This window comes from Arcobacter sp. LA11 (assembly GCF_001895145.1).
GTDB lineage: Bacteria > Campylobacterota > Campylobacteria > Campylobacterales > Arcobacteraceae > Halarcobacter.
In genome coordinates, this window is sequence record NZ_BDIR01000002.1 from 202,124 (window position 1) to 228,239 (window position 26,116).

The following is a 26,116-nucleotide window of genomic DNA, read 5'->3' on the forward strand; positions in this document are numbered from 1 at the left end:
TAGTTTAAAAAGAAACAGGTGTAATTGCAGAAATATACGAAGCTTTTTTAGAACTTCTATTTTCAATTTTATGAGGTATCTCTGGATTGAATCTAATGCAGTCACCTTTTTTTAGATTAAACTCTTTATCATTTAGTGTAACAACTATTTCACCTTTTAAAACATAGTTACACTCTTCTCCACCTTTTGTATGTGGAATAATCTCATTTGTAATTCTATTTGGTTCTAAATTAACAAGTACAAATTCTATATCTCCTTGTAAATCAGGAACTAAAAGTTCACAATTATATAAAGGGTCAGGAAAAGATATTTTTTTTCTATTATCTTTTTTTACAACATATAATGAGTCGTCATTTGTACATTTTATTTCTAGGTTGTCTTCATCTGTAAATAGTTGAGCTAAAGTTGTATCCAATACACGAGCAATTTTTCTTAAAGTTTCTACTGAACCTTGAGTCGATCCGTTTTCTAACTGTGATAACATACCAACAGAAATTTTAGCTTGTAAGGCTAAATCTTTTGCACTCATATTTTTATTACTGCGTAATTCTTTTATTTTTATACCTACATTAAAACTATTTTCCATCAAAACCCTTTTTTAATCATGTGTAAGTTTAACAAAATATAGATTAACTTTAATAAAATTAAATATTGTCTATAAAATATTCAAATTATTTAATAAAATTAAATTATATTTCAATAAAATATGCTAAAATTTAATTTAATTAAATAAAAATAGGAGATAATAATGAAAATTGGATTAGTAAAAGAAATTAAAGTACATGAATATAGAGTAGGATTAACTCCTGATTGTGTAGATGCTTATGTTAGAAATGGACATACAGTATATGTAGAAAAAAATGCAGGTGTTGGTGCAGGGTTTGAAGATTCTGAGTATGTAGAGTCTGGTGGAATTATTGTAGAGGATAAGAAAAAACTTTTTGATGATAGTGATATGATTGTAAAAGTTAAAGAACCATTACCCGAAGAGTATGATTTTTTTCATGAAGGACAAATTTTATATACATATTTACATATAGCAGCAGATAAACCACAAGCCCAAGCTTTACTAGCTAAAAAAGTTAAAGCTATTGCTTATGAAACTATTACATCTCCTGAAGGTGGATTACCTTGTTTAACTCCTATGAGTGAAATAGCTGGACGTTTAGCAACTCAAGAGGGTGCAAAATACCTTGAAAAACCATTTGGTGGAAGAGGTGTTTTATTAGGTGGTGTGCCAGGTGTAAAAAGAGGAAATGTAGTAATTATAGGTGGTGGAATTGTTGGATTAAATGCTTGTAAGATGGCAGTTGGACTTGGTGCTAATGTAACTGTACTAGATATTTCAGCTTCAAGATTAGCTTTTTATGATGATCTGTTTGATTCAAGAGTTACAACTCTGTTTTCTAATAGAACTAATTTAATTAAATGTATTAAAGAAGCAGACTTAGTAATTGGTGCAGTTTTAATTCCTGGTGCAGCGGCTCCAAAACTTATATCTAAAGAGGATTTAAAACTTATGAAGAAAAATGCAGTAATCGTTGATGTTGCAATTGACCAAGGTGGTTGTTTTGAAACTTCAAAAGCTACATATCATGATAACCCTACATTTGTAGTAAATGATGTTCTTCATTATTGTGTTGCAAATATGCCTGGTGCTGTTTCATTAACTTCTACATTAGCTTTAACTGCAACTACATTGAGACATGGATTAAATATTGCAAATAAAGGTTTAGAAAAAGCATTAGCAGATGATAAACATTTATTAAATGGACTTAATACTTATGATGGTAAATTAACTAATGAACCAGTTGCTATTAGTTTAGATATTCCTTTTGAACCTGTAACTTTTTAATAATACATAAGGCCAATAATTAATTTTTATTGGCTTTTATTTAAAATTAAATCAAGTAAATATACAATTTTATAAAATTAAAACATAAGGCTACATATGTCTAAAAAGATTATCTTTGTACTGCTATTTTTTATTCAAACTATACTATTTTCAGAAGATTTAGAAATAAAAGAAATCTTTGATAAAAACAATATTGAAGGAACGATTGTTTTAGAATCTTTTAATACTCAAAAAGTTTACATACATAATAAAAAACGTGCCAATGAACTGCTACTTCCTGCTTCAACTTTTAAAATTTTAAATACATTAATTGCGTTAAATGAGAAAATAGTAAATGAAAATAGTTTAATAAAATGGGATGGGAAAGATAGAGGTTGGGATGTATGGAATAAAGACCAAAGCTTAAAGTCTGCATTTCAAAAATCGTGTGTTTGGTGTTATCAAATTTTTGCAAAAGAAATAGGAATAAAAAAATACAGTAATTATCTTAAGAAATTAGATTATGGAAATAAACAAGTTGGCTCAGAAGTAACAAAGTTTTGGTTATCAGGAGATATTCGAATTACTGCAATACAACAAATAGAATTTTTAAAAAAAGTATATTTAAATAAAATCCCATTTAAACAAGAAGATATAAATATTTTAAAAGAAATAATGATAAATGAAAAGACAAAAAATTATACTCTTTGGGCAAAAACAGGTTGGAGTACATCTTCTAAACCTAACCATGGTTGGTTTGTAGGCTATATAGAAAATAAAAATGATACTTGGTTTTTTGCAATAAATTTAATAACTAAAGATAGGTCTGATTTAAAACTAAGAAAAAAACTTACCTTAGATATATTAAAATTAAAAAATATTATTTAGTCAAATATTAACATTCAACATAGTGAACAGCTAAACCGCCTTTTGATGTCTCTTTATATTTATTTTGCATATCTTTACCTGTATCGTACATTGTTTTTATAACTGAATCAAGGGAAACATAATGTTTCCCATCTTCATTTAATGCCATACGTGCAGCATTTACTGCTTTCATAGCTGCCATTGCATTTCTCTCTATACATGGAATTTGTACAAGTCCTCCAATTGGATCACAAGTAAGTCCTAAGTTATGTTCCATAGCAATTTCTGCTGCATTTTCTATCTGTTCTATAGATGCTCCTAAAAACTCAGCCATTCCTGCTGCTGCCATAGAACATGCCACTCCAACTTCTCCTTGGCAGCCTACATCTGCTCCAGATATTGAAGCATTTCTTTGGTATAAAAGGCCAATGGCACCTGCTGTTAATAAAAAGTTTATTACAACTTGTTCTTTATTTTCTTTTTTTACTAAAAAGTTAATTATATAGTGTAGGACTGCTGGAATAATACCTGCAGCACCGTTTGTTGGAGCAGTGACAACTCTTTTTCCACTTGCATTTTCTTCATTTACTGCAAGTGCATATAGATTAATCCAATCAACAAAAGCTAAAGGGTCTATAGTACGTGTATTTTTTAGTTTTTCATGCATTTTAAAAGCTCGTTTAGGAACTTTTAATCCTCCTGGAAGAATACCATCCGATTTAAGTCCATTATTTACACAAGTTTGCATTACTTGCCATATCTCTAGAAGAGACTCTTCTATTTCATTTTCTGTTTTATAAACTTTTTCATTTTCTAAAATCAATTCTGCAATTGTAAGTTTGTTTTTTCTACATTTTTCTAATAATTCTTTTGCATTAGAAAAATCATATGGAAGAGGTTTTTTATTCTCTTTTTTTTCTAGGTCAATTTCATCTTCACTTATAACTTCTCCACCACCGATAGAATAATATACTTTTGAAAATAGTTCTTTATTCTTATTATATATTGTAAGTTTTATTCCATTTGGATGATAAGGAAGATATTTTTTTTGATGAAGAACTAAATCTTCTTTTATAGAAAAATGAATAGTCTGTTCATTTAATAGTTTTATTGAGGAAGTTGTTTTAATATTTTTTATAGTTTCTTCTATATTATCAGTATCGACAGTTTTTGGAAGATTTCCTAATAATCCTAAAATTATTGCAACATCACTTTGGTGACCAATTCCAGTTGAACCTAAAGAACCATAAAGTTCTATTTTTATTCTAGTAATGTCCTGAAAATAGTTTAATTCTTTTGTTAAGGTACAAAAGTTTTTAGCAATAATCATTGGACCTACTGTATGGGAACTTGATGGACCAATACCTATTTTAAAAAGATTTAGTATGCTCATGTTGAAAACCTTAAAATTGAAAATGATTTATAATTAATATATTAACAATATAAAGTGTGTAAAAAGTTGGTATTTAGCAAATACCTATATTCAGGTATTTGCTAATGAAAATTTCAATTACTAGTGGTCTAAAATTTGTTCTAAGAATAACTTTAATCTATCAGATTGAGGATTATCAAAGAATTCATGTGGAGTATTTTCTTCTACTATTTGTCCTGCATCCATAAAAATCACTCTATCTGCAACCTTTTTTGCAAATCCCATTTCATGAGTTACACAAACCATAGTAATTCCATCATCTGCAAGTTCTGTCATTACATCAAGAACTTCACCAATCATTTCTGGATCTAGTGCTGCTGTTGGTTCGTCAAATAACATAATTTCAGGATTTGAACATAAACATCTAGCAATAGCAACCCTTTGTTGCTGACCACCTGATAATTGATTTGGAAATTTATCTGCTTGGTCTGCAATTTTTACTCTCTCAAGATAATGCATTGCAGTTTCAATTGCCTCTTTTCTTGGTTTTTTAGAAACCCAAGTAGGAGCTAAGATAAGATTTTCAAGAATTGAAAGATGTGGAAAAAGATTAAAATGTTGAAATACCATACCAACATGTGTTCTAATTTCTCTAATTCTCTTTACATCTTCTGTAAGCTCTAATCCACTTACCATAATCTGACCTTCTTGAAAAGGTTCAAGTCTATTCATACATCTAATAGTTGTAGATTTACCAGAACCTGAAGGACCACAAATAACAACTCTTTCACCTTTTTTTACTTTTAAGTTAACATCTTTTAGTACATGAAAGTCTCCATACCATTTGTTAACATTGTTCATTTCAATCATATATTCTAATTCGCTCATAATTTTTCCTATATCTTTCTTCTTTATTTATGGTCTGTGTTAAATCTATCTTCAACTGCTTTTGCATATTTTGACATACTAAAACAAATTACCCAGTAAATCATTGTTACAAAAACATAACCTTCTGTTTCAAATCCAAGCCATTGGGTATCACTGTTTGTTAGTGTAACCATTGCTAGAATATCAAATAATCCGATAATTAAGATAAGTGTTGTATCTTTAAATAACGAAATAAATGACCCAACAATATTTGGAATTGAAATTTTAAGTGCTTGTGGTAGAATGATTAATCCCATAGTTTGCCAATATGATAATGCCATAGAATCAGCAGCTTCATATTGTCCTTTTGGAATTGCTTGTAATCCACCTCTTACAACTTCTGCAATATATGCAGCTTGGAATAATGTAATACCTATTAATGCTCTAAGTAATTTATCAAAGTCCATATTTTCTGGGAAAAATAGGGGTAAAATAACTGATGACATAAATAGAAGTGTAATTAAAGGAACTCCTCTGATAAATTCAATATACATTACAGATATTGTTTTAATAATTGGCATATTAGATTGTCGTCCAAGTGCAAATAAAATTCCAATAGGAAATGATGCAACAATACCAACAGATGCAACAATAACAGTAAGAAGTAATCCTCCCCACTTGTCAGTTTCAACATGTTCAAGTCCAAAACCACCTGCAACTAATATATAAGTTATAATTGGTAATGAAGTCACAATAAATACTCTTATTTTTGTATTGTTAAAATATTTAAATAAAAATATATATAGTGTAAATATAGCTAATGCTAAGTTTGGTCTCCAATACAATTCTTCAGGATAGAAACCATAAATGAATTGATTGAATTTTTCAAAAATAAAAATCCATCTTGCGCCATCTTTTGTTATCTCTTCTTTTGTTCCACTCCAAGTGGCATCAAAAATCATCCAATCTAATAATGGAGGAATAGTTATATATAAAAGATAGAATGAAATAATAGTTAATATTGTACTAACTATTGAAGAAAAAAGATTTTCTTTCATCCAATTAATTGGACCTTTTGTGCCTAAAGGAGCTGGTTTAGCTTCTAGTTTTTCATAAATTGCCATTTTATCGCTCCTTTATTTGCATTTTTGCATTTAAGTAATTCATTAACATTGAAATTACAATACTTAATGTTAAATAAACAGCCATCGTCATTAGAATAATTTCAATTGCTTGTCCTACTTGATTTAATGATGTTCCAGAGAATATTGTTACAAGTTCAGGATAACCAATTGCGGTTGCTAAAGAGGAGTTTTTAACTAAGTTAAGATACTGATTAATAACTGGAGGAATAATTACTCTAAGTGCTTGAGGAAGTACTACTTTTTTCAATATTATATGATCTTTTAATCCCAAGGCATGTGCAGCTTCTTTTTGTCCTTTTGGAACAGCTTCAATACCAGCTCTTACAGCTTCTGCTATATAAGTTGCTGTATAAATACTAAGTGCAAAAGCAAGGGCTAGTAACTCAGGAATAAGTGTCCATCCACCTCTAAAGTTAAATCCTTTAAGTTCCGCAAACTCCAAAGTTGCAGGTGTTCCACTTACAAAGAATATTAAAATAGGAGCTGAAATTAAGATTCCTAATGATACCCAAAAAGTAGGAAATTCTTCACCTGTTTCATCATGTCTTTTATTTGCCCATTTTGTTAAAAATATTACTGCAACGATTGCTAAAATAAAGGCGATAATTACGGCAGTAAAACCACTTTCTAAAATAGGTTTTGGAATATAAAGACCACGATTATTAAAGAAAATAGAGTCGAAAAAGGAGATACTTTGTCTGGGACTAGGAAGTGCGGCTAATACAACATTGTACCAAAAAAGAATTTGTAATAGAATTGGAATATTTCTAAAAGTTTCTACATAAATCATAGATAACTTTGCAACCATAAAGTTTTTTGAAAGTCTTCCTATACCAACTAAAAGTCCAATTATTGTGGCAAATATAATTCCAATTACAGAAACTAGAATTGTATTTAGGAGACCAACAATAAAAACTTTTCCATGTGAATCTGATTCATCATATGCAATTAACGATTGCAAAATTCCAAATCCAGCTTCACTACTTAAGAAATCAAATCCTGTATTAATCCCACGTTTTTCAATATTTATGAACATATTGTTTAAAACAAAATATGTTACAAAAAATATTAGCACTAGTGCTAGTACTTGATAGATAATGGCTCTATTTTCGGGGTTGTTATAAAATGCAACCTCGGGTTGACGAGCTTTTTTATGTTTTTTCATTTTTTTACCTTGTCATTAAAAAAGGGGAAATTTAATTTCCCCTTTCTATTAAATAAATCTAGTATCACAATACTCTATTATCTAATAGGAGCTCCATATTGAAGTCCACCTTGATTCCAAAGTTTATTTAACCCTCTATCAATTTTAAGTGGAGAACCTTTTCCAACATTTCTGTCAAATGATTCACCATAGTTACCAACATTTTTAACAATATTATATGCCCATTTAGCATCTAATCCTAAGTTTTTACCAGCTTCTCCAGAAACTCCAAGTAATCTTTTAATTCCAGGATTTTTACTTTTCATCATAGAATCAACATTTGCTTGTGTAATACCCATTTCTTCAGCATTTAATAATGCAATATGAGTCCATTTTACAATATTAAACCATTTGTCATCACCTTGTCTAACAACTGGTCCTAAAGGTTCTTTTGAAATAATTTCAGGAAGTACTTTCACAGAGTTTGGATCTTTTACTTTTAATACTAAACCATATAATTGAGAAGCATCAGAAGTTACAACGTCACAACGTCCTGATTTAAATCCTTCAATTGTTTGTCCAGATGTATCATAAGTAATTGGTTTATAAGTCATTTTATTAGCTTTAAAATAATCTGTTAAGTTAAGTTCAGTAGTTGTACCTGCTTGAATACAAACAGTAGCTCCATCAAGTTCTTTTGCTGAGTTTACTCCAATACTTTTAGATATTAAAAACCCTTGTCCATCATAATAGTTTACACCAGCAAAGTTTAGACCTAAAGAAGTATCTCTAGTATTTGTCCAAGTTGTTGATCTAGATAATAAGTCAATTTCACCACTTTGAAGTGCTGTAAATCTTTCTTTTGCAGTTAATGGAACATATTTTACTTTTGAAGCATCTCCAAATACAGCTGATGCAACTGCTTTACACATATCAACATCTAAGCCTTTCCATTTACCATTTGAATCAGTAGCAGAGAAACCTGCAATACCTGTAGAAACACCACAACTTAGCATACCTTTGCTCTTAATTGAGTCTAAAGTATCCGCTGTTGATACTGTTGTCGCTAGAGCTAATGCAGCAACACTTAAAGAGGCAGTTTTTAAAATCTTCATTTTTTTATCCTTTTTTTAGTTTGTTCAAACTAATTGTATATTGTAATTGTAGCAATTACATAGCAATTACAATTATAATACTAAAAAAAGAAATTAAAATGATAAATATGTATAATTTATATGCAATTTTATAAGAATTTTTATGAATGAAGAAAAGTAAAAGAAGTTTTAATTTCTTTTACTTTTAAATGTTTATTTTGTTAATGTTACAGGAACATATTTAATACATCTTGCAGAAAAGAATTCTCTTGTGTAGTTTGGAGAACTAAACATATGATCTTTTAATGACCATTCATTAGATTTTTCGATTGTAACACTTTGTGCTACTTTTCTAACTGTTCTACTTTCACATACAACTTTTTCACCTTTATGAAATAAACTTTCAACTTCAAACATTCTTGAACTTGTAACATAGTAGTGCATACCAATAAATACAGCAGATGCAGAACCTACTAAAACTAAACCTTTTTTATACGCACCTTTCACTACAAATGGTCTTGTAGTTACGAATAGTGTAATAGCTAATGCAAATGCAGCAATACCTAAATAACCAGCTTCAAGTTTAAAAAATAGTTCCATGTCTTTTATCCCTTAATTTATATATTTTTCTTCCCACTGTTTAAATTCATCACAAAAGTATTTGATTCTTACTTTTTTAAATTCTCTTGATGAATAAAGTGGCATATTTGATTTATAATCTATTTCTTTTGCAATATTATTAATCACTTCTTGAGTATCTTCTTTTGTCTTTCCATGAATCATTGTAAAAAGATTGTAGTTCCATGTAGGGTATTTAGGCCTTAAGTAACAATGAGATACTGCAGAAAAAGATGCTGCAACTTTTCCAATTTCTTCGCCTTTTGCTCCTTCTTCTATATCCCATACAACCATTGCATTTGCATTGAATCCTGCACGTCGATGATTAAGAATACATGCAAATCTTCTCATTACTCCAGCTTCTTGAAATTCTTTTAATGTATTAAAAAACTCTTCATATGATATATTTAGTTTTTCAATTGTATCTTTAAAAGGTTCCGAAATGATTGCGATGTCATTTTGTGCTTCTTTTATAATGTCATAATGGAATTCATTTAAGACAAGTTCTTTAAAATCTTTTTTAGCTACTTTTTCTTTTTTTTCTTGTTTATTTGTTGTATCAAGTTTAACAGAGATTTTAAAAAGTTTTAATGTAGGTAAAATAATATAGTCTTTTGCATTTGTTAATTTTGATAAGATTTCAACTGTTTCTTCTAAGTTAGATTTTGAATTAGGTGCGATTGCTAAAGTAAACCAAATATTATAAGAGTGATTTCTTTCATAATTATGTGATATTCCAGGATGAGAATTTAAAATTGCTACAGCTGCATCAATATCTTTCTCTTCTATTTCAAATGCAACTAATGAAGACTTATATCCAAGCTTTTTTGTATCAAAAATAGCAGATGTTTGTCTTATAATATTATTCTTTTTTTCTTCTTTTAATATATTTAATACATTTTCTTCTGTAGTGTTTAATTCTTTTGCAATTTGTTCAAAAGGTTTCTTTGTAAGTGGAAAGTTTTTTTGAACTCTATATAGTATTTCATCTTTCACTAATCTCTCCTAAAATCAATTTTTAAAAAGTATATCAGCAATTTTTTAGACTTACATTGATTTAAAACAATTTTGAAAAATTTATTAAATTTAAGAATTAAATTAAAAAATTAAAAAAGAATAGAAAATATACATAAAATTTATATTATTTATATACATAAAAAGATATAATTAATAAAAGCAGTATGTAATGATTCCTAATTTGACACTTGGTTATTACATTCTGCTTTTTTCTTATAATATGATCTATATTCAATCCAAAATAAGAAAGAAGATTAAATGTTTAATAAATTTGCAAAAGTCATACGTTGGTCAGTACTATTTGGGATGTTATATACTTTATATGTAATAACAATTAAAGAAGATATTGAATTTAAAGACCAAACTGATGAAAAAGTTTTAATGAGTTTGGCTAAAGATACTAATATAAATAAAGATAAATATCTAATATATAAAAAACTTATAAATTTATATCCTGAAAATAAAGAACATAAAATTAACTTTGAAAAAATATTAAAAACTCAAGCAAATGGTTTACTTGACGCACATGAAAAAATGTTAATACCTATGCCAAAAGGTAATTATAAATATGTAAATAAAATAGAGTTTGGGAAAGATAAAAATAAAAATTATGTACTTATATTAAATCTTTCAAAAATATTTGATGAGAAACTTGATAATAATACGAGGGAAACTTTAAAAAAGATGTTTAATATAACGCATAGAGGTATCTATGAGCATTATGGATTTGATAATTCTTTTAAACTCTTATTAGTTCCCACTTTTGATTCAAAAGAAAATATAGAGATTATAAATCTTGGTAGAGTATATGAGGAAAAACTTGAAGAAGTACCCAATAGACCTAATAGTTAATCTTTGTAAACTTCTTCATAAGTAAAGTATTTATTTTCTAGGCCAAGCTTTACATATCCTCTAACTTCTTTTTGTGTATTTATGTATTTGGTATGTTGATTTTTATGGTTCTTAGAAACTTTTATATATCCCCAAATTGACGCTATTAAAACAATTATAAATGAAAAATAAACTCCATTTTCATTTGTTGTATATAAATCAGTAGAAACTCTTACCATATTATCAATAACATAAATAGAAGGAAGTGCTATAAATCCTGTCCATGCCATATATATAAGTCTTTTTGAAGGAATTTCATACTCTTCACCATTTATTAAATAATCTAATTGTGAGTTTATCTTCTCTTTTATTTCTTTACTATGATTATCTTCATTATCTTTTATATTTAAAGGTTTAATATGAATAGAAGACAATTCTCCCCATCTATTTAAGTCTTTATACTCTTTTATATAGTATGGATCATCTTTTACTAATTGTTCAATTTCTTCAAGCGTCGGTTTATTAGTATTTAGAGCCTTTTTTACATAATCTAAAATAGCATCATATTTACCATTACTTTTTATATCTTTTGCTACTTTCTTTATACTAACCATATTAAATCCCTTGGTAAAATTCTTCATGAGTAAAATACTTATTGTTTAATCCAATAGTTATCATTTCTCTAGTGTTTTTATGAAGTGTTTTATAGTTTGCATGTTGATCTTCATGATTTGTTTTGGCTTTTCTATATCCCCAGTACGTTAACCATAGAATTATTGCATAGGATATATAAACAAGAGTACCATGTGTTGTATAGTATTCAGAAAACAATGCAATGATATTATGTGCCATAAATATAACCATAACTCCAACACTTCCAATCCAAATAGAATAAGCAGAATTTTTTGAATTTACTTCAAAGTTTTCTAAGTTTTTTAGTTGTTGTACATTATCGTTTAATTTAGTCTTGAACTCTTTGATATCTTTTTCTTCATTTTCTTTTATTTCAAGATTTAAAGCATGAACCGAAGAGAGTTCTCCGTATCTATTTAATTCTTTATATTCCCAAATATAATACTCTTTTGTATTTAAAAGATTTTCAATCTCTTCTAAAGAAGGATCTTCATTTTTTAACTCTTCTTGAACTTCTATGTATACTGTATTATACATCCCATCATATTTAAGTTGATGAGCAACTTTTTTTATATTTACCATCTTTTTCTCTTATACATTGAAATAGGTTATGAGGAATATCCCTCATAACCTTATTTAATATTTTATAGTACGAACTAATATTATTCAGAAGCTGGTACTAAATCTTTTGTATCAATTTTTGAAGGTGTATAGATTCCTATAAGACCTTTAATTCCGATACTTAGAACAACATTTACTAAGAATACAGCCCAAGAAACAAGAATCATAGTTCCTGCAATTGCACCTAAAATCATATATAGATTATATTCTCCATCAACATAGATAGTTCTTCTTAAAGCTCCATCCATAGCAGCAAGTCCCATGAAACAACTCATTCCTAAAGCACCAAGTAGGTGTCCCCAAAAATGGATATCTGCAAGTTTTTGACTGTATAACTTTACGTCATTAGTTAAAATTGGCCATAAAGTATAAATAGCTGCATATAAAGTCATTGTAAGACCAATCAAAATAGCTGCATGCACATGTGTAAATATTATCCATTGCGTATTATGTAAAATTCTATTTAATCCCATATCTGCTTGTAAAATAGCAGCTGGAATAGCAATCATAAATCCCATAATACCAGCAAGTAAGAACTTCAATCTATTATCCATCTTAAGAGGTTTTGCACTCCATAATGTTACTAGAGTAATAAATACAGCGATACCTTGAGTTACAAGCTCAAATGCTGTTACCATTTCTCCTGAAAGAAGTTTCATGATATTTGGTTGACCTTGATCTCCTAATAAGTGATGCGACCATACCATCCAAGAAACAATTAATTCTAAAAGTAAAGCAGCTCTTGCAATATTTTGCATAAACAGTTTTTTACCAGTAATCATCATAGCTAAGAGATACCAAGTACCTGCTACATAAATAAGTACAAGTCCATCAGCAATTAAATCTAACCCCCACCAGAAGAAGTTTTTATATAGTAATGCATTTACAGATGTGTAGTCCATTGCTGCACCACTTAAATCTCCAACAATATATACTAAAATTAAAATACCACAAGTTAAGATTACCATTGCATCTAAAAATGTATCAATTGTTCCTCTAAAAATAGCAACAACAGGAAGTGATACTGCAGGCTCTTTTGCATATGGTTCTCGTCCAGTTATTTTATACCAAATATTTAACATACCATCAATACCAAGAGCAGACAAAATAAGAGGTTTTAAAGGTCTTTTTTCATGTCCTTCTTCTGTATAGAATACAGTTGCGAAAGTATTATAAATAAATAATAGTGTTCCAATCATAATAATAGCAATACCAAGTACAAAAACAAGTCCTCCAATAGGATTAAATTGTTCAAAGTCAACAGGTAATGGCCAGTACAATGTATATAATGGAGCATAGTGATAAATAGCACCACCAAGCCACGACATTAATGTACCAGTAGCAATAGACATCCAAGTGATATTTGCAATCTTAATACTGTATAAAGGCTTTTTCATTAAATAAGGTACTAAAAATGTAAAAGCACCAAATACAATCAAATAAGTTGAACCAAAAATACCAACAATGGGGTGCACTGTCATAATTGAGAAATAATGATTCTCTTCAAAAAGACCTGGTGCAACACTATTTGCTCTCATTAGCTGACCTTCAAGAACAGCAAGTCCATAATAAAGTACACCAAAAACAACTGCTCTTAATGTAACTTTTTGCATAGGAGTTAGTCCATCAGTTTTTAATCCACCTTCTGTTCCGTTGATTAATGTATTAATAAAACTCATAACTAATTACCTCCTAACATTGATCGTGAATCATCCACATCACAACCTTTTACTACAACAGCATTTTTAATAGTCATATGTCTACCACCTTTTGCTCCTGAATACTCTGTTGATCTAATATGATAAACTCCATTTTTATGGAATTGCCACATAAGGTCATTTCTACTTCCAGGATTTACTTGCATTTGTGTTACCATTGAACCATCTTGTCTAAATAAACCAAATCCATATGTTAAATCTTCACTCACTACATCAAATACAACATATTTACCACATTCAATTTCAAGCATTCCATCTGCATTTAACCTATCTTTAGGCAAGATAAATTTTTGTTCTCCATGATTTGGACTATTTCTATCTTTATTTTGTCTAGCAATGATGTTATACATCTGTTTAGACTTGTCAAAACTAGGATCTTTTTCAATCGTATGACGCTTAAAATCTGTCTCCACCCAAGGTATTTTATTAAATGTAAATATGTGAATACTTACACCTACAAAAATTAGTAAACCAACATATATATAAAATGTTCCAGGCTTAACAATTCTTGGTTTTCCTTTAGGATTAGATACTCCTTTTGCAAACCAATATATTAGACTTAGCACTGCAAATACATAAATTGTATAAACAATTTTTAATAAAGCTAAGACTCCAGCTGAATCTTCCATTCCTTTCTCCTTAAACTTAAAATTTTATATATTTTATAAACTAATAAAATATATAAGTTTTATTGAATGTTAGCACCAAAGTTATTTAATGACACTTAAAAATAGTTAAAAAATATACATAAATTTTAATATTTAATATTCATTTAAAAAATTGATATATGTTAAGGAAAACAGTATAGATACTGATATAATGGTATGTGTAGAAGTGGAGCAAATTATAAAAATTGTATATTTTATATTCAGTTAGTAAATAAATTATTTAATTGTATAAAAAATATATAGAATATTAAACAATAAAATAATAAATCATTTTTGAGAATATTGATGTAAATTAATGATTTAAATCATATATTCAGATAATATTTTAGGATATAAGTTTATAGTAAATTAGTTTTTTTGATATACTTATAGGTTCTATTGAAAGGTTTTGTATTGAGTGTTGAAGTATTGAAAAAACTTAATGTTTTATATGTAGAAGATGAAGAAGAGGTTAGTTGTGAAGTAATTCATAATTTAAAGTTTTTTGTTAATGATATAATTTCTTGTGAAAATGGACAAGAAGGTCTTGATGTATATATAAATGAAAAAGATAGCATAGATATTATTATAACAGATGTATTAATGCCTGTCTTAGATGGAAAAAAAATGGTAGATGAAATTAGAAAAATTAATCCTACAGTACCTGTTGTTTTCACAACTGCATTTAACAATTCAGAATTTTTAGAATACACTCAAACACAGGACTTAGTTGAAAATATATCAAAACCAATTGATTTAGAAGAATTATTTCAGATTATAATAAAATTAATAAATAAATAAATATGTTTATATCTTTTTTTAATTCATTATCTTTTACTACAAGATATACTTTTGCTTTACTAATTATTGCTTTATTATCAACCTTAGCGTATTTCAATTTATCTAAATTAATAGAAGAGCAAGCAGATTATGGGAAAATCATAAATATAAGTGGTAAACAAAGAATGTTAACTCAAAGAATAGCCCTAAATGCAATCTATTATAAGACTAATAAATTATCAAGTTCTTTAGAAACAATGGAAGAAAGCCATAACTATTTAATATCTTTGCCTATGTCAGAGAAGTTATTTAATATGTATTATTCGAAACCAATTTATTTGGATAGAAGAGTAAAAGAGTTTTTTAAACATGCAAAAGAGTTCAAAGATAATAGAAATGGGAAAAGTTTAACTTATATATTACAAAATTCTGAAAAATTACTTATAGATTTTGATAAAGTAGTATCTATTTATCAGAAAGAAGTTGAAGACAAAACTTATACTCTAAGTAAAAGAGAATTGTTTATTTTGTTGTTTACTTTTTTTATTTTAATAAATGAAGCATTGTTTATTTTTAGACCTGCAAATAATATGATTAATGCAAATAAAATAAAACTACTACAGCAATCAAGGTCATCTGCAATGGGTGAAATGATTGAAAATATTGCTCATCAATGGAGACAACCATTAAGTACTATAAGTACTATTGCAAGTGGTGCAAAGATAAGAAAAAAAATGAATATGATTGAAGATGATGAAATTATTGAATCCTATGAGAAAATTATAACGCATACAAAACACTTATCAACAACAATAGATGATTTCAGGGGATTTTTTAAAGAAGATAATAAACAAACGATATTTAAGATTGAAGATGTTGTAAATCATTGTAAATCTTTAACTGAAGCTTCTTATAAAAGTAATAATATTGAATTAGTAGTTAAAGAAGAAGCTTCTAATTTAAAAATAGAAGGACGATTTGGTGAAATGTCGCAAGTAATTTTAAACATATTAAATAATGCAAAAGATGTATTAAAAGAAAAAGATTTAAGTCCTAAAATTGTGAATATAATATTAAAAGAAAAAAAGAATAATTATGAAATACTTATTCAGGATAATGCTAATGGCGTTCCTGAAGATATTATAAATAAAATATTTGAACCTTATTTTACAACAAAACACAAATCTCAAGGCACAGGGATTGGACTTTTTATGAGTAAAGAAATTATTCATAAACATTTTAATGGTTATATAGAAGTTTCAAACCAAGAGTTTAAAGTTAATCAAAAAAATTATTATGGTGCATGTTTTAAAATTAAATTACCTATAAAAGAGTTTAAAACTACTTGACTTGAATTAAGGTTTGAGCATACTATTTTTGCTAGAATGTGAAGATTAAATTATATAGGATTCTTTTATGGCATATTTCCCTGCTTTTATAAAATTTGATAATAAAAAGATTTTAATTGTAGGTGGCGGTTATATTGCTTATGAAAAATTAGAACATTTGTTAGACTTTACTAATAATATTACGCTTATTGCAAAAGATTATAATGAAAATACTGAAAAATTAATTAATGAGAATTCATTAGAATATTTTAAAAAACTTTATGTTGAAGGTGATATTAAGGGATTTGATATCATCATAGCAGCAGTTGATGATTTTAATCTTCAAGAATCGATATATAAAGAATCAAGAAACTATAACTGTTTATGTAATTGTGTTGATTTACAAAAGTATTGTGATTTTATTTTTCCTTCTTATGTAAAAAAAGGTGATTTGACAATTGCAGTATCAACTTCTGGTTCATCTCCAGCCATGGCAAAACATTTAAGAATATGGCTTAATAAAATGATTCCTGATTCAATTGTAGATTTTTTAAAACAGATGAGAGAATATAGAAAAAATATACCAAAAGGAAAAGAAAGAATGCAGTTTTTAGATAAGAAAGCAAAAAATTATATTTCAACTTGGAAGGAAGAAAAATGAAGTTAAGTAGATTATTAATAGTAGCATTTTTTATAGTATTTATGTTCTTAGGTTTACAAGCATTAAGACAAGGTATGCCTTCAGAAAAAAATGAACGAATATATACTATGTTACAAAAACATATGCCATATGAAGTGGAAAAAAGAGCAGGTGGATTTTCTATTAAAAGTAAGATTACAGGTATAAAAGAGAAACCACCGGCAAAAGATATCTTTTTAAGATTAGAACAATTAGAAAAACTGTGGGGAAAAGAGTTCTTAAAACTAGAAAACAATATTTTAGTAGTAATGGATAAAAATAAGAAAACAGTAACAAAAATATTACTTAAAACAGATGAAGAAAAAAAATGGGTAAAAGAGTACTTTGAATTTAAATAGTTAATCCTAGTCAAGTTATTTTTTTGTTTATTTGACTATAATTCAAAAAAATAATATAGTACATATTCAAGTATTTGTGAAAATCAGGAGTTTTGATGAAAGTTAAATTAAAAGATGTTTTTTTATTTAAAGATTTATGCGATGATACAATATCGCAAATTGAAGAAATAACTACTCCTTTAAAATTATCGAAGGATAATATCCTTTTTTATGAAGGAGATGAATCAAATTATCTTTATGTGCTTACAAAAGGTATTATAAAGTTATATAAGACAGCTTCAAACGATAAAGAAATTGTAATGAAGTACTTTCATCAAAATGAATTAATTGCTGAGGTTGCTAACTTTGATAATATTCCTTATCCCGCAACTGCTCAGTGTTTTACAGATAGTGAATTACTTAGAATAGATTTTGAAAAATTAAAAGAGATAATATACTCAGATCCAGAATTGTCATTTGTAATTCAAACTTCGTTAATCAAAAAAATTAGAAATTTAGAAAAACTTGTATCTTTACATGTAGTATTAGACTCAAAAGAGAGAATTGCAAAATATTTATGTGACCATACAGAAGATTTTTTTAATACAAAAAATATAATAATAGCTGAAATATTAAATATCTCACCAGAGACTCTTTCTAGAATTTTAAGGGTATTTAAAAATGAAGGTTTAATAGATAGTAAAGCTAAAACTATCGATAAAGAAAAGTTAGAAAGCTTTTTTTCTTAACAAATTAAATGGTTATTTAAACCATTTAATTTGTTCTCTTAATTTAACTACTTCTCCCACAACTATAATTGCAGGTGTTGGTAATTCTTTTGAATCTTCAACAATGTTTTCTAATGTTGAAACTACTACTTGTTGTTCCGGTGTAGAACCCTTTGAAATCACAGCACAGGGATAATCTCTAGCTTTACCTAATTCCATTAATTTATTTGTAATTAGTTTAATATTGTGGAATCCCATTAAAAATACGATTGTTTCATCATTTAAGAATGTTTGCCACTCTATTTGAGAGATTTTTTTATTAGGTGATTCATGTCCTGTTACAACTCTAAAAGATGTTGTAATACCTCTATGTGTTACTGGAATTCCAGCATATGCAGGAACTGAAACAGAAGATGTAATACCAGGAATGATTTCAAATTTAATATTTCTATCATATAAATAGATTGCTTCTTCTCCGCCCCTTCCAAATACAAAAGGATCTCCACCTTTTAATCTTACAACATTTTCATACTTTAGTGCAGCTTGATAAATTATTTCATTTATTTCATCTTGAGGAACAGAATGTTTTCCATCTTGCTTTCCTACATAAATCATTTCACAATCTTCTTGTGCCATATCTAAAATTTCTGGATTTGCTAATCTATCATAAATTAATACATCTGCTTCTTTTACAACTCTTGCAGCCTTTAAAGTCATTAATTCAATATCACCAGGACCAGCTCCCGTTAAGTATACTTTTGCCATTTTTTATTTTCCATCCTCGTATAAAAATATTCCTGAAGGTTTTTTAATATTTAAAATTTCTTTATTTAAAACCCATTTATTTGTATCTACAACAACTACTTTATTTGTATCATTAACTGAAACATATAGTTTTGGTGAAATATTAGACCATCTAATATGTAGTACTTTTCCATCAAAAGTAAATGTTTTTATAATCTCTAATGTTTTAGTATCAATAATTTGAATTGTTGGAAAATCTTTTCCTGAATAAGTCACTGCTAAAAAATCTTTTTTTGGACTTAAGCTTGTAAATACTGGTAGACCTTGTGTTTCAATATTTCTTAAAAATTTAAAATTATCATCATAAACTAAAACCTTACTATCTCCAACTGCTGGAACAAATACTTTATCACCACCAATTGACCAGAATCCAAAATGAGGTACTTTAAGAACCATTTTTCGATCTTTATTTAAATATATTTTTATTTTTTTATAAGTCATTGTATCTAGATCAACAACTCCATAATGGCTAGATGTGAAGAATCCAGCAATATAGTTATTATCTTTAATCATAGCATCAAAAGGAAGTTGTCCTACATCTTTGAACTCTTTGTATACTTCAAATTTAGCTTTTCCTTTTCCTTCATTCATATCTTTATAAACTGAGATAGTATCGTTATCCATTTGTGAGAAAACTAAATAGTTTTTATAAATTTTAATACCGACATTTTTTGAACCAGTTTTTATTTTTTTGATTGGATTCAAGTCTCTATCTAAAATATCTACACTTTTATCATCATAATTTGCTACTGCTACATAATTTTTTCCAATAACAAAACCAATTGCAGATTTTGAAGTTTTATATTCGTTTGATATTTTTTCGCTTATTGGGTCAAATTTGATTACATAACCGTCTCTAGAGATTACATAACCATCTTTACCTTCAAATTTTACAACACCATGATTCATATTTCTCATATTTAAAATTCTTGTACTTTTTACATCATTCACTATTGTTGCAAGAGATGAATCTTCTCTTTCTACTACAAATATTTTTTCTTTTGCGTATACAGTACTTATTGCTATAACAGCAGCTAAAGCTAATTTAAAAATTTTCATTTTATTATCTCCTAATTTCTTCTTGTGTTAAATAACATGATGGGTCTTCTTCCCATAAATCTCCAGTAATTGCATACGCTCTAGAACGTGAACCACCATTACAAATTTCAATATAGTCACATGTAGAACATTTACCTTTTATTTCCCTTGGGCTTTGTCTTAATTTAGTAAGTAACTCATTACTTGTAGAAGTCCATATCTCATCAAAAGGTGTTTCTAAATAGTTTCCAACGGTAAAAGGAAAAAACGGATCTGGTTTTACATTTCCTGCCCAATCCATATTTCCAAGTCTATTTCCAGCAGAATTTCCACCCCAAGATTTTAACTTACTTTCTAATAGTTCTACCTTATCAGGATACTCTTTTTTAAATCTATTTAGGAGTAAAATAGCATCCATTTCCATGTTTCCAGTTACAATATCTATATTACTATCATTTTTATAGTATTCAAATGCTTTATCAATTATAAACTCGACATATTCTCTTCTTTGTTCTTTAGAAATATCAATAGTTAAATTATCCTCACCACGTCCAGAATAAACTAGATGTGATAGATATAGTTTATTTACATTTAATTCTTCACAAAGTTCAAACATCTTATAAAAACTGTCTTGAGTCTCTTTTGTAATTGTAAATCTAATACCTGCATTTCCCCCATGCTCTTGGATAAGTTTAATTGCAGCTATAGATTTTGCATAAGCACCTTTTTGACCTCTAAAATAGTCATGAACTTCTTCGATCCCATCTATAGAAATACCAATGTAGTTAAAAGTATCAATAATTTTATCAACATTATTCTCTTTAATATACATACCATTAGTTGAAAGATATGTCATTATTCCATTGTCTTTCATACATTGTGCAATATCAAAAATATCACTTCTTAATAAAGGCTCTCCACCAGAGAAAATTACAAAGTTAACTCCACCAGTTTTTAATTTTTTAATAGTTTGTTGTATCTCTTCAAAGGTAAGTGTATCTTTTTCATTTGCATCGGCTTTACTATAACAATGATGACAAAGTAAATTACATCTATTTGTAAAATTCCAAATCATAATAGAACCATTTAAAGTTCTAGATTTTTGTTCTTCTAATGTAGTCTTAATTAAATTAGACAATCTAAACATTTAGTTGTCTCCTTTAGATTTGTAAGAGAGTATAAAATTTGTGATTGCATCTAAATCATCTTGAGATAATTTATCTTTAAAGCTTGGCATAACTGAACGTTTATGACCTAGTTGTTTATATGTAGATTTTGGAGCTATTATATGCCCTTGAATTTCACCAATTGTTCTTTTGTTTGCAATCTCTTCAAATGAAGGTCCAAATGCAACAGAAGTTTGATGGTGACACCCCCAACAATATTGTTTAAATACCTTTTCTCCTGCAGTTTCTGATGCGAAACTAACTGAGCTTAAAAGTATTAGTACAAGCGGTATTTTCTTAATAACACGCATTTTGTACTCCTTTTCTTTTGAGTGTATAATAGTAACATAATTAAAAAATCTATTACTTGATTACTGTCAATTAAATATACTCAAAATTAGATAAAATAAAAAATATAATTTATAGGAGATTAAATGGAAATTATAATGACATTAGTTTTTTCAATAGTACTTTTAGTATTTATGATATATCCTGCTATAAAGATAGTAGAATTTCTTGAAACGAAGATGGAAATTAGTGATAAAATGTATAATATTTTAACTGTAGTCTTAACTATAGTTTTATCATTGATAGTTGGAGCTGGATTATATTATTTATAATCCAGTCTCAAATTTATTTTTTTATAATAGCTTCTTTTTTTAACTTATCTATTTTTTTACTAATTACCGATTGAAATTTTTTCATTTTGATTTTATTTTCTATTACAGGTTTAATTTGTTCTAACTCAACTGTATATGCTGGTTGTTTTCCATCTACAAAAACAATATGCCATCCATAGTTAGTTTTAATTGGTTTTTTTGAATAAGAATTTTCACTAAGATTTTTTGCTTCTTCCCAAAAAGCTTCTAACATAGTTCCTTTTCCAAACCAACCTAAATCTCCACCTTTGGGTGCAGATGGTCCAATAGACTTGTTTTTTGCAAGTTCTATAAAAGTTTTTTGTACGTCTTTCGATGCATTAAGTTTTTTAATTAAAGCTTGCGCTTCTTCTTTTTTTTCTACAACAATATGTCTAGCTTTAACTTGTTCTTTTTTATCAAATTCGCTTTTGTTTTTGTCATAGTAGTCTTTTATTTCACTTTCTGAAATTTGTAGATTTGCATAGTTGTTTTTCATCCATGTTTCTACAAGCATCTTACTTTTAAAACTATTTAAAGCTGCAAGATAAGAAGGATCATTTTCAATTCCTTCTTTTTTCGCATTTTGTTGTAATATTTTGTTTTCAATTGTTTGATTAATAATTAAATTTCTTTGTTCTTGTGGTAATTCTGAAAATGAACGTTGCTCTTTAAATGCTTTAAGCATTGCATTAATATCTTTAATAGTAATTGCTTCATTATTTACTGTTGCAAATACTTTTTGAGCGTAACTTTGTGTTGCTAAACCTAATAAAATTAATACTGTAAATAGTAGCTTCATTATTTATTTCCCTTTGCTTTTAAAAAATCATTTAAACTTTGTTGTTCATATTTAGTTAGTTTTACATTTTCACAAGGAAGTTTATTATTACATTTTTCTTCAAATATATCCCAACCAAACAATCTTGGATAAAACTCTCTATTTTTATTAATAAAATTATATTTTCCAACAGGAATGTTAGCAGGATATGAAGCTAATTCTTTGAAAGTTTTAGTATCAATTACAACAATTGCTCCATCTTTTTCATAAATACTTAGATATGTATATTTCCCATCTCCACTATATTCTGTATGGATATATTGTTGACCTTTTCTAGGAACCATTTTTTTAATAGAGTAATCATCTTTATTAATTAAAACTAATTCATCACTACCATTATCTGCCCAAAGATAAGGAGTAAAAGGATGTGTCTTAACAAAGAATCCATCTCCACCTATATTTACTTGTTTTTCAAATTTCCAGTCATACATTTTCCATACAGTTACATATGGTTTTCTAATATGAGGTGTTCCAAAATAAAAGTTACCATTATTGTACCAATATGTTGCAGAGAATAAATGAGGCATACCTTCCATTTTATGTTCAAATACAGTTTCAAAGTTTTTTAAATCATAAACACTTAAAACTTTTCCACGTCTTGCAGTTCCAATTAAATAGTCTTCAAATGGATCAATAAAAAAGTCTTCAATAGGTTCTTTAATTTTTGTATATGTAATATCAAATGTTTTTGTATCAACTTTTGCCATTAAAGGCTTATTTCTAAATGTAAAAATTGCTTCATCTTTTGAATAGAATTCATAAAGTGCAGATACTTTTCCATCAACTTCTGTGATTTTTTTAGGTTTCATTGTCATTGAATCAAGTACTACCATTTGTTCTGGTAATAAACAAGTAGCAAAAACATTTTTACCATCTCTACTTAAAGAGACATTTCTTAGGTTAATACAAGTTCTAACTTTGTTCATCCTTTGACCAGTTTTTAATGAGTATCTTTGAACCCAACCATCTCTTGTGGGAACATAAATATTTTCTCCATCCATAGTGTATTTAATACCACCGTGAACATTATCAAGAGGGAATTTACTTAAAATTCTAGTATCTTCCATAATCCAAACTTTATCACCATCTCTTTCAACTACTGGTAATACTTGTTCAATATCTTTTATATCTAAAGGATTAACTGGGTCATTAAAAGGTGTAACTGAATTATTGATCTCTTTGTCTCCCCAAATAATCTTTTCTTTTATTGGAGATTTAATATATCTTGCTATTTGATTAAGTTGATATGGATTTAAAAATTCATATTTAGGCATAAGAGTTTGAGGAAACCCATTTTTGATTTTTGCAGCTAAATCTTTTTCTTTGTATTTTCGTAAAAATTTTGGAATTAATGGTGGTCCATCTAAACCAATTCTTTTTTTATGATGACAATCTGCACAGTATTGATTATATAGTTCTTTTCCAACTTCTTTTTTAGGCAATGCTTCAACCATATGTCCTGCGGCACCATCTATTGCGTGAGCATTACATAAAAAAAGAGTTACTAAAAAAGATTTAATTAGGATTTTTGTTTTCATTTGATAATCCTTTGAATGAAATAAATTTTTTAAAGAAGTATAATACCAAGCCTAAGCTTGGTATTACGTAAGTAAAGATTAGTACGTATCTGTCATTGTGTTAGTTACGTTAAATTTACCTGTAGGAGTAATTAATCTTTTATCATCAATTACTGATTTTAATTTTAAAGTTTTTGAATCAAAAACTAAGATTGGAGATGCTTTAAGTTTGTTCCCCCAAATTGAAGTCCATACTTCAGAACCGTCAGCATTGAATTCAAAGTGAACTGGTCCTCTAGATTTAACTTCTTTACCATCAGCAGTAAATGCAGACGTTAAGTACTTAGCAGGGATTGGTAAAGTTTTAACAACCTCTAAAGTCTCTTTGTCAATTACGTAAAGCTGAGTTTGTAATTTTCTATCTGGATTAACTGGTCTATCAGCAAAAATGTATGGTGAATTTGGGTGACCTTTAATAAATAAGTTACCTCCACCTTTACCTGGTAATGCAATTTTCTTAACTACTTTCCAAGCATTTTTAGCATGGTTTACAGGGTCAGTACCAATAAATACGATATCGTTAGAACCGATGTGACCTGTTCCCCAAATAGGACCATATTGTTTAGAATCAACGTTTACACCTCTACCTGGGTGAGGCTTGTTACCTTGTGAAGGAATATTAGCTACTAATTTACCTTCTTTAGTATCAATAACAGAGATAATATTTTTAGCATTTGCTGCTGTCATAAAGTATCTCTTAGATAAATCCCATCCACCATCGTGAAGGTATCTTTCTGCATCAACCATTGTAATTTTTGGGTTTTTAACGTTTGAATAATCGTATAACCATACTTGACCTGTTTCTTTTACATTGATTACCCATTCAGGTTTATCATGTGATGCAATAATTGCAGCAACTCTAGCTTCTCTTGTATACTCTTGAGTATCATAAGTGTAACTTGCAGTTGAAACAATTTTTAAAGGTGCTAGTGTATCAGCATCTAAAGTAACAATTGATGGTGGCCAGTAACAACCAACTACTGCATACTTATCTTTAAAGTCATGATGTTTAGAAGTATCGATTGCTCTTGCATCGTTACAAGTTCTAATCTCAGCAACGTTTTTAGGAACTTTCATCCATAAATCAATAACAGATGCTTTCCCATCTCTACCAATTACATACATGTATCTTCCAGATGCACCAGTTCTAGTAATGTGTGTTGCGAATCCAGATGGAACAACAGAAACTACGTCTTTAGTAACACCATCAACGATAGCAATTTGACCTACATCTCTTAAGATAACTGCAAAGTAATCTTTCCAGTTTTTAGCTTCAGGTGCTGTTGGTCTATCTTTAACTGGAATAAGAACCTTGTGAGATTTCTTCATATCAGCCATTGATTTTTCAGGTGGTTGTGGAGCTTTAACTTGAATATATTTAGCCATTAACTCAGTTTCTTCAGCAGTTAACTCACCAGTTTTACCCCAACCTGGCATTCCACCTGGTGTTCCGTTGTTAATGATATATTTTAAAGTTTCAGTACCCATCGATTTAGACTTTTCAGCTACTAAACTTGGTCCTAAAGCACCTTTTCTAAGCATACCGTGACAACCAGCACATCTATCAAAATATACTTGAGTTGCTTTCTTCATTTCTGCTTCAGATAATTTAATCTCTGCACTTGCAGTCGACACCAATCCAATACAAGCAATAGTTGCTAAACTTAATACTTTTGTCAATTTCATATTTCTCTTCTCCTTGATATAAAATCTACACTAAATGCCAAATTATTAATCTTGCGTAAAATTCTCGTTAATATTTGGCGAGTTTTACGAACTTTTTTTAAGGGG

The 26,116-nt window shown here is 28.1% G+C and carries 28 protein-coding genes; 9 read left to right on the plus strand and 19 right to left on the minus strand.

The window, feature by feature from the left end; all coding sequences use genetic code 11:
• Nucleotides 1–4: 4 nt before the first annotated feature.
• Nucleotides 5–586, minus strand: coding sequence for a helix-turn-helix domain-containing protein (locus tag BT997_RS02980; RefSeq protein WP_072679954.1), 582 nt, complete (start codon nucleotides 584–586; stop codon nucleotides 5–7).
• A 162-nt stretch (nucleotides 587–748) separates the two neighbouring features.
• Here BT997_RS02980 and ald point away from each other — a divergent pair, with 162 nt between their 5' ends.
• Together ald and blaOXA are read left to right on the plus strand one after the other, a co-directional pair.
• Nucleotides 749–1,855, plus strand: a complete 1,107-nt coding sequence (ald, locus tag BT997_RS02985) for an alanine dehydrogenase (RefSeq protein WP_072679955.1) — start codon at nucleotides 749–751, stop codon at nucleotides 1,853–1,855.
• 96 nt (nucleotides 1,856–1,951) lie between these two features.
• The gene (gene blaOXA, locus BT997_RS02990; RefSeq protein WP_072679956.1) at nucleotides 1,952–2,722 is read left to right on the plus strand and encodes a class D beta-lactamase; all 771 of its coding nucleotides are present in this window, start codon (nucleotides 1,952–1,954) and stop codon (nucleotides 2,720–2,722) included.
• Between the two features lie 7 nt (nucleotides 2,723–2,729).
• On the opposite strand, the gene BT997_RS02995 is transcribed toward blaOXA, so the two are convergent.
• The 7 genes from BT997_RS02995 to BT997_RS03025 all read right to left on the minus strand — a co-directional run bounded on the left by BT997_RS02995 (nucleotide 2,730) and on the right by BT997_RS03025 (nucleotide 9,937).
• Complete coding sequence (locus tag BT997_RS02995; RefSeq protein WP_072679957.1) at nucleotides 2,730–4,094, minus strand: L-serine ammonia-lyase; 1,365 nt, start codon at nucleotides 4,092–4,094, stop codon at nucleotides 2,730–2,732.
• Between the two features lie 120 nt (nucleotides 4,095–4,214).
• The gene (locus tag BT997_RS03000) at nucleotides 4,215–4,943 is read right to left on the minus strand and encodes an amino acid ABC transporter ATP-binding protein (protein ID WP_174247189.1); all 729 of its coding nucleotides are present in this window, start codon (nucleotides 4,941–4,943) and stop codon (nucleotides 4,215–4,217) included.
• 41 nt (nucleotides 4,944–4,984) lie between these two features.
• Entirely contained in the window at nucleotides 4,985–6,064 is a 1,080-nt protein-coding gene (locus BT997_RS03005; protein WP_072679959.1) for an amino acid ABC transporter permease, read from the minus strand.
• A 1-nt stretch (nucleotide 6,065) separates the two neighbouring features.
• Nucleotides 6,066–7,250 carry an amino acid ABC transporter permease gene (locus BT997_RS03010; RefSeq protein ID WP_083568413.1) on the minus strand — a complete coding sequence of 395 codons (1,185 nt, stop codon included), beginning with the start codon at nucleotides 7,248–7,250 and terminating at the stop codon, nucleotides 6,066–6,068.
• A 77-nt stretch (nucleotides 7,251–7,327) separates the two neighbouring features.
• A complete protein-coding gene (locus tag BT997_RS03015; RefSeq protein ID WP_072679960.1) occupies nucleotides 7,328–8,344 on the minus strand; it encodes an amino acid ABC transporter substrate-binding protein in 1,017 nt (338 codons plus the stop codon).
• 192 nt (nucleotides 8,345–8,536) lie between these two features.
• The gene (locus BT997_RS03020; protein ID WP_072679961.1) at nucleotides 8,537–8,923 is read right to left on the minus strand and encodes a hypothetical protein; all 387 of its coding nucleotides are present in this window, start codon (nucleotides 8,921–8,923) and stop codon (nucleotides 8,537–8,539) included.
• A 12-nt stretch (nucleotides 8,924–8,935) separates the two neighbouring features.
• Nucleotides 8,936–9,937 (minus strand): Lrp/AsnC family transcriptional regulator, encoded by a 1,002-nt coding sequence (locus BT997_RS03025; protein WP_072679962.1) that lies wholly within the window; start codon nucleotides 9,935–9,937, stop codon nucleotides 8,936–8,938.
• Nucleotides 9,938–10,216: 279 nt separating this feature from the next.
• Between BT997_RS03025 and BT997_RS03030 the strand changes: the two genes are divergently transcribed.
• On the plus strand, nucleotides 10,217–10,810 hold the full coding sequence (locus tag BT997_RS03030) for a hypothetical protein (protein WP_072679963.1): 594 nt from the start codon (nucleotides 10,217–10,219) through the stop codon (nucleotides 10,808–10,810).
• On the opposite strand, the gene BT997_RS03035 is transcribed toward BT997_RS03030, so the two are convergent.
• From BT997_RS03035 to BT997_RS03050, 4 genes are all read right to left on the minus strand, one after another.
• On the minus strand, nucleotides 10,807–11,403 hold the full coding sequence (locus tag BT997_RS03035) for a hypothetical protein (RefSeq protein WP_072679964.1): 597 nt from the start codon (nucleotides 11,401–11,403) through the stop codon (nucleotides 10,807–10,809). The two genes, BT997_RS03030 and BT997_RS03035, sit on opposite strands and share 4 nt — an antisense overlap.
• Nucleotide 11,404: 1 nt before the next feature.
• Nucleotides 11,405–12,004: a hypothetical protein gene (locus BT997_RS03040; protein WP_072679965.1), complete on the minus strand. Its 600-nt coding sequence runs from the start codon at nucleotides 12,002–12,004 to the stop codon at nucleotides 11,405–11,407.
• A gap of 80 nt (nucleotides 12,005–12,084) precedes the next feature.
• On the minus strand, nucleotides 12,085–13,722 hold the full coding sequence (locus BT997_RS03045) for a cbb3-type cytochrome c oxidase subunit I (protein ID WP_072679966.1): 1,638 nt from the start codon (nucleotides 13,720–13,722) through the stop codon (nucleotides 12,085–12,087).
• 2 nt (nucleotides 13,723–13,724) lie between these two features.
• Nucleotides 13,725–14,390, minus strand: a complete 666-nt coding sequence (locus BT997_RS03050) for a cytochrome C oxidase subunit II (protein WP_072679967.1) — start codon at nucleotides 14,388–14,390, stop codon at nucleotides 13,725–13,727.
• Nucleotides 14,391–14,822: 432 nt separating this feature from the next.
• On the opposite strand from BT997_RS03050, the gene BT997_RS03055 reads away from it, so the two are divergent.
• From BT997_RS03055 to BT997_RS03075, 5 genes are all read left to right on the plus strand, one after another.
• Nucleotides 14,823–15,209: a response regulator gene (locus tag BT997_RS03055; protein ID WP_072679968.1), complete on the plus strand. Its 387-nt coding sequence runs from the start codon at nucleotides 14,823–14,825 to the stop codon at nucleotides 15,207–15,209.
• A gap of 2 nt (nucleotides 15,210–15,211) precedes the next feature.
• A complete protein-coding gene (locus BT997_RS03060; RefSeq protein ID WP_072679969.1) occupies nucleotides 15,212–16,537 on the plus strand; it encodes an ATP-binding protein in 1,326 nt (441 codons plus the stop codon).
• A 67-nt stretch (nucleotides 16,538–16,604) separates the two neighbouring features.
• Nucleotides 16,605–17,177, plus strand: a complete 573-nt coding sequence (locus BT997_RS03065; RefSeq protein WP_072679970.1) for a bifunctional precorrin-2 dehydrogenase/sirohydrochlorin ferrochelatase — start codon at nucleotides 16,605–16,607, stop codon at nucleotides 17,175–17,177.
• The gene (locus tag BT997_RS03070; protein WP_072679971.1) at nucleotides 17,174–17,554 is read left to right on the plus strand and encodes a hypothetical protein; all 381 of its coding nucleotides are present in this window, start codon (nucleotides 17,174–17,176) and stop codon (nucleotides 17,552–17,554) included. Before BT997_RS03065 ends, BT997_RS03070 begins: the two co-directional genes overlap by 4 nt.
• A gap of 95 nt (nucleotides 17,555–17,649) precedes the next feature.
• Nucleotides 17,650–18,282, plus strand: a complete 633-nt coding sequence (locus BT997_RS03075; protein ID WP_072679972.1) for a Crp/Fnr family transcriptional regulator — start codon at nucleotides 17,650–17,652, stop codon at nucleotides 18,280–18,282.
• A 12-nt stretch (nucleotides 18,283–18,294) separates the two neighbouring features.
• Here BT997_RS03075 and cobA read toward each other — a convergent pair whose 3' ends face one another.
• Genes cobA through BT997_RS03095 form a run of 4 tightly spaced genes read right to left on the minus strand, consistent with a single transcriptional unit; the run spans nucleotide 18,295 to nucleotide 21,580 of the window.
• Entirely contained in the window at nucleotides 18,295–19,026 is a 732-nt protein-coding gene (gene cobA / locus BT997_RS03080; protein ID WP_072679973.1) for a uroporphyrinogen-III C-methyltransferase, read from the minus strand.
• A 3-nt stretch (nucleotides 19,027–19,029) separates the two neighbouring features.
• Complete coding sequence (locus BT997_RS03085) at nucleotides 19,030–20,124, minus strand: cytochrome D1 domain-containing protein (RefSeq protein ID WP_072679974.1); 1,095 nt, start codon at nucleotides 20,122–20,124, stop codon at nucleotides 19,030–19,032.
• A gap of 4 nt (nucleotides 20,125–20,128) precedes the next feature.
• Nucleotides 20,129–21,250, minus strand: a complete 1,122-nt coding sequence (locus BT997_RS03090) for a radical SAM/SPASM domain-containing protein (protein WP_072679975.1) — start codon at nucleotides 21,248–21,250, stop codon at nucleotides 20,129–20,131.
• Nucleotides 21,251–21,580 (minus strand): cytochrome c, encoded by a 330-nt coding sequence (locus tag BT997_RS03095; protein WP_143145149.1) that lies wholly within the window; start codon nucleotides 21,578–21,580, stop codon nucleotides 21,251–21,253. It abuts the gene before it with no gap.
• 123 nt (nucleotides 21,581–21,703) lie between these two features.
• Between BT997_RS03095 and BT997_RS03100 the strand changes: the two genes are divergently transcribed.
• Entirely contained in the window at nucleotides 21,704–21,889 is a 186-nt protein-coding gene (locus BT997_RS03100) for a hypothetical protein (RefSeq protein ID WP_072679976.1), read from the plus strand.
• Nucleotides 21,890–21,902: 13 nt separating this feature from the next.
• Here BT997_RS03100 and BT997_RS03105 read toward each other — a convergent pair whose 3' ends face one another.
• The 3 genes from BT997_RS03105 to BT997_RS03115 form a co-directional block, all read right to left on the minus strand.
• Nucleotides 21,903–22,709, minus strand: coding sequence for a peptidyl-prolyl cis-trans isomerase (locus BT997_RS03105; protein ID WP_083568419.1), 807 nt, complete (start codon nucleotides 22,707–22,709; stop codon nucleotides 21,903–21,905).
• Nucleotides 22,709–24,286: a nitrite reductase gene (locus BT997_RS03110; protein ID WP_072679978.1), complete on the minus strand. Its 1,578-nt coding sequence runs from the start codon at nucleotides 24,284–24,286 to the stop codon at nucleotides 22,709–22,711. The genes BT997_RS03105 and BT997_RS03110 overlap by 1 nt, the downstream gene beginning before the upstream one ends.
• 78 nt (nucleotides 24,287–24,364) lie before the next feature.
• Nucleotides 24,365–26,011: a nitrite reductase gene (locus BT997_RS03115; RefSeq protein ID WP_072679979.1), complete on the minus strand. Its 1,647-nt coding sequence runs from the start codon at nucleotides 26,009–26,011 to the stop codon at nucleotides 24,365–24,367.
• Nucleotides 26,012–26,116 lie beyond the last annotated feature (105 nt).

Excerpts from the sequence above, each read along its gene's own strand:
- BT997_RS03095 (WP_143145149.1), bottom strand. The coding sequence starts at position 21,580 with ATGCGTGTTATTAAGAAAATACCGCTTGTACTAATACTTTTAAGCTCA.
- BT997_RS03015 (WP_072679960.1), bottom strand. The coding sequence starts at position 8,344 with ATGAAGATTTTAAAAACTGCCTCTTTAAGTGTTGCTGCATTAGCTCTA.
- BT997_RS03065 (WP_072679970.1), top strand. The coding sequence starts at position 16,605 with ATGGCATATTTCCCTGCTTTTATAAAATTTGATAATAAAAAGATTTTA.
- BT997_RS02995 (WP_072679957.1), bottom strand. The coding sequence starts at position 4,094 with ATGAGCATACTAAATCTTTTTAAAATAGGTATTGGTCCATCAAGTTCC.
- blaOXA (WP_072679956.1), top strand. The coding sequence starts at position 1,952 with ATGTCTAAAAAGATTATCTTTGTACTGCTATTTTTTATTCAAACTATA.
- BT997_RS03105 (WP_083568419.1), bottom strand. The coding sequence starts at position 22,709 with ATGAAGCTACTATTTACAGTATTAATTTTATTAGGTTTAGCAACACAA.
- BT997_RS03060 (WP_072679969.1), top strand. The coding sequence starts at position 15,212 with ATGTTTATATCTTTTTTTAATTCATTATCTTTTACTACAAGATATACT.
- BT997_RS03075 (WP_072679972.1), top strand. The coding sequence starts at position 17,650 with ATGAAAGTTAAATTAAAAGATGTTTTTTTATTTAAAGATTTATGCGAT.
- ald (WP_072679955.1), top strand. The coding sequence starts at position 749 with ATGAAAATTGGATTAGTAAAAGAAATTAAAGTACATGAATATAGAGTA.
- BT997_RS03045 (WP_072679966.1), bottom strand. The coding sequence starts at position 13,722 with ATGAGTTTTATTAATACATTAATCAACGGAACAGAAGGTGGATTAAAA.
- BT997_RS03115 (WP_072679979.1), bottom strand. The coding sequence starts at position 26,011 with ATGAAATTGACAAAAGTATTAAGTTTAGCAACTATTGCTTGTATTGGA.
- BT997_RS03030 (WP_072679963.1), top strand. The coding sequence starts at position 10,217 with ATGTTTAATAAATTTGCAAAAGTCATACGTTGGTCAGTACTATTTGGG.
- BT997_RS03000 (WP_174247189.1), bottom strand. The coding sequence starts at position 4,943 with ATGATTGAAATGAACAATGTTAACAAATGGTATGGAGACTTTCATGTA.
- BT997_RS03050 (WP_072679967.1), bottom strand. The coding sequence starts at position 14,390 with ATGGAAGATTCAGCTGGAGTCTTAGCTTTATTAAAAATTGTTTATACA.
- BT997_RS03040 (WP_072679965.1), bottom strand. The coding sequence starts at position 12,004 with ATGGTAAATATAAAAAAAGTTGCTCATCAACTTAAATATGATGGGATG.
- BT997_RS03090 (WP_072679975.1), bottom strand. The coding sequence starts at position 21,250 with ATGTTTAGATTGTCTAATTTAATTAAGACTACATTAGAAGAACAAAAA.
- BT997_RS03070 (WP_072679971.1), top strand. The coding sequence starts at position 17,174 with ATGAAGTTAAGTAGATTATTAATAGTAGCATTTTTTATAGTATTTATG.
- BT997_RS03020 (WP_072679961.1), bottom strand. The coding sequence starts at position 8,923 with ATGGAACTATTTTTTAAACTTGAAGCTGGTTATTTAGGTATTGCTGCA.
- BT997_RS03010 (WP_083568413.1), bottom strand. The coding sequence starts at position 7,250 with ATGAAAAAACATAAAAAAGCTCGTCAACCCGAGGTTGCATTTTATAAC.
- BT997_RS03110 (WP_072679978.1), bottom strand. The coding sequence starts at position 24,286 with ATGAAAACAAAAATCCTAATTAAATCTTTTTTAGTAACTCTTTTTTTA.
- BT997_RS03100 (WP_072679976.1), top strand. The coding sequence starts at position 21,704 with ATGGAAATTATAATGACATTAGTTTTTTCAATAGTACTTTTAGTATTT.
- BT997_RS03035 (WP_072679964.1), bottom strand. The coding sequence starts at position 11,403 with ATGGTTAGTATAAAGAAAGTAGCAAAAGATATAAAAAGTAATGGTAAA.
- BT997_RS02980 (WP_072679954.1), bottom strand. The coding sequence starts at position 586 with ATGGAAAATAGTTTTAATGTAGGTATAAAAATAAAAGAATTACGCAGT.
- cobA (WP_072679973.1), bottom strand. The coding sequence starts at position 19,026 with ATGGCAAAAGTATACTTAACGGGAGCTGGTCCTGGTGATATTGAATTA.
- BT997_RS03005 (WP_072679959.1), bottom strand. The coding sequence starts at position 6,064 with ATGGCAATTTATGAAAAACTAGAAGCTAAACCAGCTCCTTTAGGCACA.
- BT997_RS03085 (WP_072679974.1), bottom strand. The coding sequence starts at position 20,124 with ATGAAAATTTTTAAATTAGCTTTAGCTGCTGTTATAGCAATAAGTACT.